Here is an 11,894-nt window from a genome sequence, read left to right on the forward strand (position 1 = left end):
ATGTCAGCCCTGTGGCGGATCAATCTGTGGGTCTGCGGTTTTTTTGCGCTGGTGACCCTGGCTTGCATGACGTTGTTGGTGCATCAAGCGCTGCAGGACGTGGAACGTGAGCTGCAATCGGCCGAAGCGGTGGTCGAGTACCTGAGCGAAACCGCCGAACGTGACCCGATCAGCCTGCAACCGCGGCTGACCCAAGGCCTGCGCCACGTCCGCGTACGCTGGCTGGGGCCGGAGGAACAGCCACCGCTAGCCGTGCAAGGCGGGCTCGATGCCTGGCTGGGCCGCCTGCTGTTCGCCGAAGTGCGTCATGGCGCCAGAATCCTCGATCTGGCGGATGGCCGACGGGTGCAGATTGCGCTTGATCCACGGGATGAAATCGACGAAGTCTGGGACTCCGTGCAACAACTGCTCAGCCTGTGTGCGATGGCCCTGGTGGTCAGTCTGCTGACCATCCGCTGGGCGGTGCGTCGTGGCATGGGTCTGCTCGATGAGCTGCTGCGGGCGTTCCAGCAGGTGTGTGCCGGACAGCTCACAGTGCGCCTGCGTCCAGAAGGGGGGCCGGAGGCGCGGCAACTGGCGACGCATTTCAACCGCATGACCGTCGCGCTGGAACAGGCTGGTAGCGATAATGCCCGGCTGACCCAGGCCTTGCTGGCGGTGCAGGAACAGGAACGTACCCAGCTGGCCCAGACTCTGCACGACGATCTCGGCCAGTACCTGGCCGGAATCCGTGCGCAGGCGTGCCTGTTGCGCCTGGCGGCCGATCAACCGCAGACCGTCGAGCGCACGATGCGCGAACTGGAGCACAACTGCGAACACCTTCAACAAGGCTTTCGGGCCCTGGTGCACAACCTCTATCCGGTGGTCCTGCAACACTTGCCGTTGGCCGAAGCCATCACGTTGCTGGTGGAGCAATGGCAAGGCCGGCAGGGTATTGATTGTCGGCTGCGGCTCAGTGCGCAGTTACCGGCGCTGTCGGGGCCGGACAAAACCCATCTGTACCGATTGCTGCAAGAAGCCCTGACCAACATCACCCGGCATGCCGACGCCAGTCAGGTGCGGGTGCGCCTGCAACATCACGGCGCACGCTTGCGCCTGCTGGTGCGCGATAATGGTCGCGGTGCGGAGCAACCACAGCGCCCCGGTGTCGGGCTGTATTCGATGCGCGAACGCGCCCGCAGCCTGGGCGCTGATTTACGCATCATCAGCCAGCCCGGCGCCGGTTGGGCGCTAACCTTGAGCGTGCCTTTGGAGGTTTCATGAGTATTCTGCTGGTCGATGACCATGCGGTAGTCCGCCAGGGCTACGCCAGCTTGTTGCGAGCCCTGATGCCGGCGATGGAAGTTCGCGAGGCGGCAACGGGCGAGGAGGCGTTGCTGCGGGTTCAGGACAGCGTGCCGCACCTGGTGATCATGGATTTCGGCCTGCCGGGTATCAGTGGCCTGGAAACCACTCGGCGGCTGCGGCAACGCCTGCCACAATTGCGGGTGCTGTTTTTCAGCATGCACGATGAACTGCCGCTGGTGCGTCAGGCACTGGAGGCAGGGGCATCGGGATATTTGACCAAGAGCTCGGCGCCAGAGGTGTTGATCGAGGCGGTGCGGCGCGTGCTCGCAGGCCATGCCTACATCGAACAACCGCTGGCCACTCAACTGGCCTGCCATGCGCAACAGGACGCCAGCGACCCGCGCTTGCAGAGCATGACCCAGCGCGAGCTGGAGATTTTCGTGATGCTCGCCAAAGGCACCCCCACGCGGCAGATCGCCGAGCAGTTGAGCATCAGCAGCAAGACCGTTTCCAATCACCTGACGTTGCTCAAGAGCAAGTTGCAGGTGAGCTCCCATGCCGAGCTGGTGCATCTGGGGATTGATATGGGGGTGGTGCGCAAGGCGGGCTGACGCGCTATCACGGGCAACGCAAATCCCTCTGTGGGAGCGAGCCTGCTCGCGAAAGCGGTGTGTCAGTCGATGCATGTGTTTACTGTCACTCCGCTTTCGCGAGCAGGCTCGCTCCCACAGTGATTAAGTGCTCACCTGTCCCATGTCGTCGGGCACCCCGTGCAGCCCTCCATGTTCGCATCCTGGAAATTCGCATAATGCTGGCGCGAGCCGCCGAGGTTGGCGTTTTCCAGGTTGCTTTCGCCCAACTTGGCCTCTTGCAGGTTGGCGTCGCTGAGGTTGGCGCCCTTGAGATCGGCCTTGCTCAGCCAGGTCATCTCCAGATCGGCGGCGCCCAGGTTGGCGTTGTGCAACCTGGCCCCGGACAGCCGCGCGAATTGCAGGTCGGCGGCGCTGAGGTCGGCGTTCTCGAATTGCGCGCCCTGGGCGAACAGCCCCCAGCCCTGGATTGCCACCAGCGTGGCGCCGGTGAAATCAGCCAGGCGCACATTGCTTTGTTGCAGGCTGGCGCGGGTCAGGTTGGCGCCCTGTAGCTGGGCCTGTTCCAGGTTGGCCAGGTCGAGGCGGGCGTGGCGCAGGTCGGCCTCGCGCAGGTCGGCACCGCTCAGGTTCATGTTGCGCAGGTCCTGGTTACGCAGGTTGGCGCCCTTGAGTTTGGCGCCGGGGCATTGGCTGTGTTCGGCGATGGTGCAGCCGTTGATGATCAGTGGGGTGTCGCCGCCGTCGTCGGCGTGGACCAGCTGCAGGGTCAGTAGAAGAAACAGCGGCAGGTATTTCATGGCAGGGTTCTCTTGGGAGTGAGATTGCCGAACGGACGCAGAGCGTCCGGGGCTGCATTCCCACGCAGAGCGTGGGAACGATCAGGTGTTGGGGTGTTATTTTTGCGCGGTCTGGTTATCCCAGCTCGGAATCTTGAACACCCAGAACGATCCGCCTTGAGCCACCGGCTTGGTCAGCTCCGCCATGTCGCCGCCCCACAACGGCACCGCGCCGCCGTAGCCCACGGTCACGCCGATGTACTGCTCGCCGTCCTGCTCCCAGGTGATCGGTGGGGAAACGATGCCGCTGCCGGTCTGGAATTTCCACAGTTCCTTACCGGTCTTGGCATCGAAGGCCTTGAAGAACCCGTCGCCGGTACCGGTGAACACCAGGTTGCCCTTGGTCGCCAGCACGCCGGCCCACAGCGGCAGGTGTTCCTTGTGCTCCCAGACCACTTTGCCGGTGGTCGGGTTCATCGCCCGCAACGTCCCGACGTGATCGTCGTACATGCGCTTGATGCGGAAACCCATGCCCAAATAGGCCGAGCCTTTCTTGTAGTTGACCTCTTCGGTCCAGTATTCCTCTTTCCACTGGTTGCCCGGGATATAGAACAGCCCGGTGTCCTGGCTGTAGGCCATGGGGTTCCAGTTCTTGCCACCGAGGAACGGCGGCGAGACTTCCACGGGCTTGCCCTTGGTTTCCCCCGGCAACGGCTTGGCCGGACGCTGGCCTTCGTTTTCCACCGGGCGGCCGGTCTTGAGATCGATGTGGCTGGCCCAGGTGATGTTGTCGACGAAGGGGAAGGCGTTCTGCAATTTGCCGTTGTTTCGGTCGACCACATAGAAGAAGCCGTTGCGGTCGGCGTGGCCGGTGGCCTTGACCGTTTTGCCGTCCTTGTCCTTGTAGTCGAACAGCACCAATTCGTTGTTGCCGGAGAAGTCCCAGGCATCGTTCGGCGTGTGCTGGTAGAACCATTTCACTTCGCCGGTGCTCGGGTCGACGCCGACCTGGCCAGAGGTGTAGAGGCTGTCGTAATCGTGTGGGTTGCCGTCCTTTGAGGTGCGCGCCCAGGTGTTCCATGGGCCTGGATTACCGGCGCCGACGATGATGGTGTTGGTTTCGGCATCGAAACTGGCGCTCTGCCAAGGTGCGCCGCCACCATGGCTCCAGGCTTCGACCTTGCCGGTTTCGGTGGTCGGATCGTTCGGCCACGACGGCGCCTTGACGTCGCCGGTGGGGGTGCTGTCCTTGCCGTTCAAGCGGCCCATATGGCCTTCGACGAAAGGCCGCATCCAGACTTCCTCGCCGGTGTCCGGATCCCGGGCGAAGAGCTGGCCGACCACGCCGAACTCGTCACCGGAACTCCCATGGATCAACAGCACCTTGCCGCTGGCCTTGTCCTTGATCAGCACCGGCGCGCCGGTCATGGTGTAGCCCGCGGCGTGGTCGCCGAACTTCTTGTTCCACACGACTTTTCCGGTGTTCTTGTCCAGGGCGATCAGCCGAGCATCTAGGGTGCCGAAGTAGATTTTGTCGCCATAGATCGCCGCGCCGCGGTTGACCACGTCGCAGCACGGCCGAATGTTGTCCGGCAGGCGATGGTTGTAGGTCCACAGGCGCTTGCCGGTCTTGGCATCGAGGGCGAATACCCGCGAATACGAGCCGGTGACGTAGACCACGCCGTCGCTGACGATCGCCTGGGATTCCTGGCCGCGCTGTTTCTCGTCGCCGAAGGAGTAAGACCAGGCCGGAGTCAGCTTGAACACGTTCTTGTCGTTGACCTGGGCCAGTGGGCTCCAGCGCTGGGCGTTAGTGCCCATCCCGTACTGCAGCACGTCCTTGGTGGTCAGGTGATCGTTGGCAATGTCTTCCCAACTCACGTTACGGGTGGCGCTGGCCGGTGCGGTCTCGGCGAATCCGGCAGGGCTCAGGGACAGGCTGCCGACCAGCAAAAAAGCGTGTACGGCGACGGTCAAGGGGGAAAGGGCGGGTAGCGATCTTATTGTCATGGTTGCAGTTCCCAGTGGAGGTTTTGACCTGCACAGGGTGGGGCGCCGGGGCGGACGGCGGATACGGAAAATGTCCCGCCGTTGCCGGGAAAACTTCCCATGTGCCACCTGATTTAGGTGTCCCTCCAAGGCCTTACTACCAAGGGATTAGGCGCCGACCACCAAAGCAGCATGGGGTGCATGCCACGGGGTTTCTAAGATGGCTGCCATAGCCTCTGCCAAGAGGTCTTGCGTGCAATCCTGAGGGCATAACAATGACAACAAAACGCAACGCCTTGCTCGTGACCGGGCTGCTGGTCGGTCTTATCAGTGCGGGTTCCGTCTGGGCCCACGGCAATGTGGTGCCGCAGGCCGTCGCCACCCAGGGCCTGACACCGATCAAGGATGCCGGCGTACCGCTCGATGCCGATGGCTGGGCAGCGGTAAACCCTTACCGTACTTCCCCGGAACATGATAAGGCGGTGGAAATCGGCGCGTCGGCCTACAACCAGAACTGCGCGGCCTGTCATGGCCTGGAAGCCAAGTCCGGTGGCATCGCCCCCGATTTGCGCATGCTCGATGTCGCGGATGCCGGTGATGAGTGGTTCGTCGAACGAGTACGCCACGGCGCGGTGCGTGATGGTCGGGTCTACATGCCGAAAATGGCTGATTACCTGAGCCAGGAAGCCCTGTGGGCGGTGCGTACTTATCTGGACAGCGTCCACGTCGAGGAGTGACCCATGCGCCTGCTCGCGGTGTTGATCAGCGCTGTGTGGCTGTGCTGCCAGTCGGTGCAGGCGCAGGTTCGCAACTATGACGAAATGATCGCCGCCGGTGAACTGAAAGTGGCGGTCTACAAGGACTTCGCCCCCTACAGTTTTGAAGACGCGGGCCAGCCCCGGGGCGTAGACGTGGAACTGGCCCAGGCGCTGGCGAAGGCCCTGGGGGTGCGCTTGACGTTGATCTGGGCGCCCGCCGGGGAAAAGCTCGACGATGACCTGCGCGATTACATCTGGCGTCCCAGCCCACTGCACAATCAGCAACTGGCCGACCTGATGATGCGGGTGCCTTATGACCGCGATTACGCGCAGAAACGCAACGAATTCGGCGAGATGGAAAACGGCCATGTGGTGATGTTCGGCCCTTACCAGAACGAGCAATGGCAAGTCGCTTACGACCGCCGCCGGCTGGACAAGGTCGCCAGTGTCGCGGTGTTTGAACAGCACCCGATCGGCGTCGAAGTCGACAGCGTGCCTTCGTTCTACCTGACCTCGGTGTTCAACGGCATGCTCGCCGGCAAGACCCGCCACTACCCGGGCGTGCCTCAGGCGTTTGCGGCGATGAAGGCCGGTGAGGTCGACGCCGTCATGGCCATGCGTGGCGAAATCGACTGGCAGGTGCACGAAGCCGCCGACCCGCAATTGGCCCTGGCAGAAAACGCTTACCCGAACATGGGCAAGCAACTCTGGGAGATCGGCATGGCCGTCCACGAAAGCAACCGGCAACTGGCCTATGCCGTGGAGGAGGCGCTGGAAAGCCTGATCCGCGAGGGTTCGGTGAAAACCATCTACGGCCAGTACGGCTTGCGCTACGACGTGCCCGAAATGTACCAATAGGAGCAGGCGATGAATTGGCAAAGGAGTTGTCTGTTGGCCTGCTGTTTGAGCCTGGCGGCCCATGCGGGCGCTGTCGATCCCGGCAAAGACCCGGTGCCGTCGGTGATGTGGGCCTTCTATCACAAGCAAATGCTCGGTGAGGCGCCGTTCGTGTTCGATGAGCGGGTCAAGCTGCTGGCGCCACCGTTCGCCGAAGACGCACGTCAAGTGCCGCTGGAAATCGATGCCCGAGCCTTCAAGGGCGAAGTGGTCAGGATCCTCGCCTGGGCTGAACTCAACCCCTTGCCGAAAATCGTCGATTTCCAGCCGCTCAGTGGCGTGCTGCCATGGCTGTCGATCCGCATCCGCGTCGAACAGGCGACGCCTTTGCGCGCGGCGGTACTGACCCGTGACGGCGTGTGGCATGTGGGGTCGACCCTGATCGACGCCGCGGGTGGCGGCTGTACCGCGCCAAGCGTGGTGCGCACTGAGGCGGGTTGGGAAGAGCATGTCGGTGAGGTGCTCGGCGGTCGTTATCCTCGTGGTGAATTCAGCCGCGTGCGCGTGCAGGTAGCGCATCCGATGGACAACGGGATGGTCAGTGGCATCCCGGAATTTTTCCTCGAACATGCCGAGCTGCGCGATCAGCACGATCAACTGCTGGCCCGTCTCGAACTGTTCCCCGCCGTCAGCGAAAACCCCAGCCTGGCCTTTGATATCGAAGGGGCAGGGCAGACGCGCCTGTTGCTACGCGATAACAGCGGCAACCAATTCGATGCGTCGATCCCCTGAATTCAAGGAGCCTGTCATGCGCTGGATGCTGCTGTTGTTGCTCGGCCTGGGCCTGCCAGCCATGGCCGATCTCGAATATTCGCTCAAGCCCAGGCAAATCGCCGAAGACACCTGGTTGCTGGAAGGCAGCACCGATAATTTTGCCAAGGACAATGGCGGCAACATCGTCAACACGGCATTCATCGTTACCGAGCGCGGCGTGGTGGTGATCGATACCGGGCCGTCCAGGCGTTACGGCGAGGCCATGCGCCGGGCCATAGCGGCGACCACCGACAAGCCGGTGATCCAGGTCCTGTTGACCCATCATCATCCTGATCATGTGCTGGGCAACCAGGCGTTTACCGACGTGCCGATCGGCGCCCTGGCCGGCACCACTGAGTTACTGCAAAAGCAGGGCGATGCCATGGCCGAGAACATGTACCGGCTGGTGGGCGACTGGATGCGCGGCACCGAAGTGGTGTTGCCGAACCGGGCGCTGGCGCCTGGTGTGGAAAGTTTTGGGAATCACGATCTGCGCCTGCTGAGCCTGGGTGGGCATACGGGTGCGGATCTGGCTATTCTCGACCAGCGAACCGGCGTGCTGTTTGCCGGCGACCTGGTGTTTTATCAACGGGCACTGACCACGCCCAACAGTCCGGGGCTGTCGGTGTGGCTGGCCGATATCGCGACTCTGCAGTCTTTGCCGTGGAAACTGATCGTGCCCGGTCACGGCCCGCTGGCCAGTGATCCGCAACCCTTCGCACAGATGCGCGATTACCTGGGCTGGCTCGATCAATTGATGCGCGACGGTGCGGCCAATGGTAGCGACATGAGCGAGATGATCCGCAGCCCGATTCCCGAACGGTTCGCCGGGATCAGCCTGAGCCGCTACGAGCTGATTCGCAGCGTCAGTCATTTGTACCCGCGATACGAGCGTGCGCAGATGACGCGAGTCGATTCCGCCGCCAGCAACTGATTCGATCGTTCCCACGCTCTGCGTGGGAATGCCTCAACGGACGCTCCGCGTTCGGCTCTTGAAGGGACGCGGAGCGTCCCGCGCTGCATTCCCACGCGGAGCGTGGGAATGATCATTTCAACACCCAACCCTGTACCAAGGAACTAGGAATCTCCACATTGCGGGCAATTGTTGTCCGGGCGGCGGCGCCCAAGAATCTGCACCAGACCGGGAAAATTTCCCGGAAATAACAAAAAACTGCAGAGGAAGCCGTCATGACTCAACCCGCACGTCGCCAGCCCTTCGTCTTGAGCCTGTTGCTCAGTGCCATGCTGTTGTCCGGTCAGGCATTGGCCGGGGTTTCCGACCAGGACATTCTCCAGGACCCCAAGAACCCCGAGCAGGTCGTGACCAACGGCCTGGGTGTGCAGGGGCAGCGCTACAGCCCGCTGGATATCCTCAATGTCGACAACGTCAAGGAGCTGCGACCGGCGTGGGCCTTCTCCTTCGGCGGGGAAAAGCAGCGCGGTCAGCAAGCGCAACCGATGGTCAAGGACGGTGTGATGTACATGACCGGCTCCTATTCACGGGTATTCGCCGTGGATGCACGCACCGGCAAGAAACTCTGGCAATACGACGCGCGCCTGCCGGATGACATTCGCCCCTGCTGCGACGTGATCAACCGTGGCGTCGCGCTGTACGGCGACCTGGTGATCTTCGGCACCCTCGACGCCAAGCTCGTGGCGCTGAACAAGGACACCGGCAAGGTGGTCTGGAGCAAGAAAGTCGCCGACCACAAGGAAGGCTACTCGATCAGCGCCGCACCACTGGTGATCAACGGCAAGCTGATTACCGGCGTGGCTGGTGGCGAATTCGGCGTGGTGGGCAAGATCGAAGCCTACGACCCGAAAAACGGTACTTTGCTATGGTCCCGGCCGACGGTCGAAGGCCACATGGGTTACGTCTACAAGGACGGCAAAGCCGTGGAAAACGGCATCTCCGGCGGCGAGGCGGGCAAGACCTGGCCGGGTGACCTGTGGAAGACCGGTGGCGCGGCGCCTTGGCTGGGCGGTTATTACGACCCGGAAACCAACCTGCTGTTGTTCGGCACCGGCAACCCGGCACCGTGGAACTCGCACCTGCGCCCTGGCGACAACCTGTACTCGTCGTCGCGCCTGGCGCTCAACCCGGACGACGGCACCATCAAGTGGCACTTCCAGAGCACGCCCCACGACGGTTGGGACTATGACGGCGTCAACGAACTGGTGTCGTTCAACTACACCGAGGGCGGCAAGGAGATCAAGGCGGCGGCCACCGCTGACCGCAACGGTTTCTTCTACGTGCTCGATCGCACCAATGGCAAATTCATCCGTGGCTTCCCGTTCGTGGACAAGATCACCTGGGCCACCGGCCTGGATAAAAACGGCCGGCCGATCTACAACGAAGCCAGCCGTCCTGGCGCACCGGGCACTGAAGCCAAGGGCAGCTCGGTGTTCGTAGCGCCGGCATTCCTCGGCGCGAAAAACTGGATGCCGATGGCCTACAACCGCGACACAGGGTTGTTCTACGTGCCGTCCAACGAATGGGGCATGGATATCTGGAACGAAGGCATCGCCTACAAGAAAGGTGCGGCGTTCCTCGGTGCCGGCTTCACCATCAAGCCATTGAATGAAGACTATATCGGCGTGCTGCGGGCGATCGACCCGAAAACCGGCAAGGAAGTGTGGCGGCACAAGAACTTCGCGCCGCTGTGGGGCGGGGTGCTGACCACCAAGGGCAACCTGGTATTCACCGGCACGCCGGAAGGTTTCCTGCAGGCGTTCAACGCCAAGACCGGCGAGAAGGTCTGGGAATTCCAGACCGGCTCCGGCGTACTCGGCTCGCCCGTGACCTGGGAAATGGACGGCGAGCAGTACGTCTCGGTGCTCTCCGGCTGGGGCGGCGCCGTGCCGCTGTGGGGCGGCGAAGTGGCCAAGCGGGTGAAGGACTTCAACCAGGGCGGCATGCTCTGGACCTTCAAGCTGCCCAAGGACCTCGTCGCCAAGCACTGATCCGAATCCGCCACATAACCCCTGTGGGAGCGAGCCTGCTCGCGATGGTCGTCAACGATGACGTGGGGTGTCTGGTGCCCCGCGGCGTTCTCAGGTTCATCGCGAGCATGCTCGCTCCTACAGGGGGAGGGGGCGGTGTGAAATATACGACCAAATAACGAGAGTCCCTCCTGCCAACGATGCATTCGTCTGGCACTCGGGGCTCTCTAGTATCGGTTCATCGCCTGTCGACACGACAGGCATCGACCCAGACAGAGGCCCACCATGATCTACGCCCAACCCGGAACACCTGGCGCCGTCGTTACTTTCAAGCCACGCTACGGCAACTTCATCGGCGGCGAATTCGTCGCGCCGGTCAATGGCGAGTACTTCACCAACACCTCGCCGGTCAACGGCGAAGTGATCGCCGAATTCCCGCGCTCCAGCGCCGCCGATATCGAGAAGGCCCTGGACGCCGCCCATGCCGCCGCCGATGCCTGGGGCAAGACTTCGGCCCAGGACCGCTCCCTGGTGCTGTTGAAAATCGCCGACCGCATCGAGCAAAACCTGGAGATCCTCGCCGTCACCGAAACCTGGGACAACGGCAAGGCGGTGCGCGAGACCCTCAACGCCGACGTACCCCTGGCGGCCGACCATTTCCGTTACTTCGCCGGCTGCATCCGCGCCCAGGAAGGCGGCGCCGCCGAGATCAACGAGCTGACCACTGCCTATCACTTCCACGAGCCATTGGGCGTGGTCGGGCAGATCATTCCGTGGAACTTCCCGCTGCTGATGGCCGCCTGGAAACTCGCGCCAGCGCTGGCCGCGGGCAACTGCATCGTGCTCAAGCCCGCAGAGCAAACGCCGCTGTCGATCATGGTCTTCGCCGAATTGATTGCCGACCTGCTGCCGGCGGGTGTACTGAACATCGTCCAGGGCTTCGGTCGCGAAGCCGGCGAGGCCCTGGCCACCAGCAAGCGTATCGCCAAGATCGCCTTCACCGGCTCGACCCCCGTCGGCGCCCACATCATGCATTGCGCCGCCGAGAACATCATTCCGAGCACCGTCGAACTGGGCGGCAAGTCGCCGAATATCTTCTTCGAAGACATCATGAACGCTGAACCCGCGTTCATCGAAAAAGCCGCCGAAGGCCTGGTACTGGCGTTCTTCAACCAGGGCGAAGTCTGCACCTGTCCGTCCCGGGCACTGGTGCAGGAATCGATCTACGAACCGTTCATGGCCGAAGTCATGAAGAAGATCGTCAAGATCAAGCGCGGCAACCCGCTGGACACCGAGACCATGGTCGGCGCCCAGGCATCCGAACAGCAATACGACAAGATCCTTTCGTACCTGACCATCGCCCAGGAGGAGGGCGCCGAGCTGCTCACTGGCGGCGCGGCCGAGCGCCTGGAGGGTGACCTGTCCAGCGGCTATTACATCCAGCCGACGCTGCTCAAGGGCCACAACAAGATGCGCGTGTTCCAGGAAGAAATCTTCGGGCCGGTGGTGGGTGTCACCACCTTCAAGGACGAAGCCGAAGCGCTGGCCATCGCCAACGACAGCGAGTTCGGCCTCGGTGCCGGTCTCTGGACCCGCGACATCAACCGCGCGTACCGCATGGGCCGGGCGATCAAGGCTGGGCGCGTGTGGACCAACTGCTACCACCTGTACCCGGCGCATGCGGCGTTTGGTGGCTACAAGAAGTCCGGCGTCGGCCGGGAGAACCACAAGATGATGCTCGACCACTACCAGCAGACCAAAAACCTGCTGGTGAGCTACGACATCAATCCGCTCGGGTTCTTCTAACTCACTGACTGCACATAAACCCCTGTAGGAGCTGCCGCAGGCTGCGATCTTTTGATCTTGGAATTCACAATCAAAAGATCGCAGCCGGCGGC

The 11,894-nt window shown here is 62.5% G+C and carries 10 protein-coding genes; 8 read left to right on the forward strand and 2 right to left on the reverse strand.

Annotated elements, in window-relative coordinates; genetic code table 11:
* Entirely contained in the window at positions 1–1,263 is a 1,263-nt protein-coding gene (locus AC3WWR_RS25555; protein WP_492599182.1) for a sensor histidine kinase, read from the forward strand.
* Positions 1,260–1,898, forward strand: coding sequence for a response regulator (locus AC3WWR_RS25560; protein ID WP_489325665.1), 639 nt, complete (start codon positions 1,260–1,262; stop codon positions 1,896–1,898). Before AC3WWR_RS25555 ends, AC3WWR_RS25560 begins: the two co-directional genes overlap by 4 nt.
* A gap of 131 nt (positions 1,899–2,029) precedes the next feature.
* Here AC3WWR_RS25560 and AC3WWR_RS25565 read toward each other — a convergent pair whose 3' ends face one another.
* Both AC3WWR_RS25565 and exaA read right to left on the reverse strand, forming a co-directional pair.
* On the reverse strand, positions 2,030–2,677 hold the full coding sequence (locus tag AC3WWR_RS25565) for a pentapeptide repeat-containing protein (protein WP_020800569.1): 648 nt from the start codon (positions 2,675–2,677) through the stop codon (positions 2,030–2,032).
* Positions 2,678–2,773: 96 nt separating this feature from the next.
* Positions 2,774–4,666 (reverse strand): quinoprotein ethanol dehydrogenase, encoded by a 1,893-nt coding sequence (gene exaA, locus AC3WWR_RS25570; RefSeq protein ID WP_020800570.1) that lies wholly within the window; start codon positions 4,664–4,666, stop codon positions 2,774–2,776.
* 254 nt (positions 4,667–4,920) lie between these two features.
* On the opposite strand from exaA, the gene pedF reads away from it, so the two are divergent.
* The 6 genes from pedF to exaC all read left to right on the forward strand — a co-directional run bounded on the left by pedF (position 4,921) and on the right by exaC (position 11,802).
* Positions 4,921–5,382, forward strand: coding sequence for a cytochrome c-550 PedF (pedF, locus tag AC3WWR_RS25575; RefSeq protein WP_020800571.1), 462 nt, complete (start codon positions 4,921–4,923; stop codon positions 5,380–5,382).
* 3 nt (positions 5,383–5,385) lie between these two features.
* Positions 5,386–6,261 (forward strand): substrate-binding periplasmic protein, encoded by an 876-nt coding sequence (locus tag AC3WWR_RS25580; RefSeq protein ID WP_020800572.1) that lies wholly within the window; start codon positions 5,386–5,388, stop codon positions 6,259–6,261.
* Positions 6,262–6,270: 9 nt separating this feature from the next.
* Positions 6,271–7,032: a quinoprotein dehydrogenase-associated SoxYZ-like carrier gene (locus AC3WWR_RS25585; protein ID WP_151142778.1), complete on the forward strand. Its 762-nt coding sequence runs from the start codon at positions 6,271–6,273 to the stop codon at positions 7,030–7,032.
* 16 nt (positions 7,033–7,048) lie between these two features.
* Positions 7,049–7,987 (forward strand): quinoprotein relay system zinc metallohydrolase 1, encoded by a 939-nt coding sequence (locus tag AC3WWR_RS25590; protein ID WP_033044232.1) that lies wholly within the window; start codon positions 7,049–7,051, stop codon positions 7,985–7,987.
* 254 nt (positions 7,988–8,241) lie between these two features.
* A complete protein-coding gene (locus AC3WWR_RS25595) occupies positions 8,242–10,017 on the forward strand; it encodes a PQQ-dependent methanol/ethanol family dehydrogenase (protein WP_083349395.1) in 1,776 nt (591 codons plus the stop codon).
* Positions 10,018–10,281: 264 nt separating this feature from the next.
* Positions 10,282–11,802 (forward strand): acetaldehyde dehydrogenase ExaC, encoded by a 1,521-nt coding sequence (gene exaC / locus AC3WWR_RS25600; protein WP_033044683.1) that lies wholly within the window; start codon positions 10,282–10,284, stop codon positions 11,800–11,802.
* Positions 11,803–11,894 lie beyond the last annotated feature (92 nt).

Source organism: Pseudomonas sp. EB271-G4-1 (assembly GCF_058791355.1).

Excerpts from the sequence above, each read along its gene's own strand:
- AC3WWR_RS25555 (WP_492599182.1), top strand. The coding sequence starts at position 1 with ATGTCAGCCCTGTGGCGGATCAATCTGTGGGTCTGCGGTTTTTTTGCG.
- AC3WWR_RS25560 (WP_489325665.1), top strand. The coding sequence starts at position 1,260 with ATGAGTATTCTGCTGGTCGATGACCATGCGGTAGTCCGCCAGGGCTAC.
- AC3WWR_RS25565 (WP_020800569.1), bottom strand. The coding sequence starts at position 2,677 with ATGAAATACCTGCCGCTGTTTCTTCTACTGACCCTGCAGCTGGTCCAC.
- exaA (WP_020800570.1), bottom strand. The coding sequence starts at position 4,666 with ATGACAATAAGATCGCTACCCGCCCTTTCCCCCTTGACCGTCGCCGTA.
- pedF (WP_020800571.1), top strand. The coding sequence starts at position 4,921 with ATGACAACAAAACGCAACGCCTTGCTCGTGACCGGGCTGCTGGTCGGT.
- AC3WWR_RS25580 (WP_020800572.1), top strand. The coding sequence starts at position 5,386 with ATGCGCCTGCTCGCGGTGTTGATCAGCGCTGTGTGGCTGTGCTGCCAG.
- AC3WWR_RS25585 (WP_151142778.1), top strand. The coding sequence starts at position 6,271 with ATGAATTGGCAAAGGAGTTGTCTGTTGGCCTGCTGTTTGAGCCTGGCG.
- AC3WWR_RS25590 (WP_033044232.1), top strand. The coding sequence starts at position 7,049 with ATGCGCTGGATGCTGCTGTTGTTGCTCGGCCTGGGCCTGCCAGCCATG.
- AC3WWR_RS25595 (WP_083349395.1), top strand. The coding sequence starts at position 8,242 with ATGACTCAACCCGCACGTCGCCAGCCCTTCGTCTTGAGCCTGTTGCTC.
- exaC (WP_033044683.1), top strand. The coding sequence starts at position 10,282 with ATGATCTACGCCCAACCCGGAACACCTGGCGCCGTCGTTACTTTCAAG.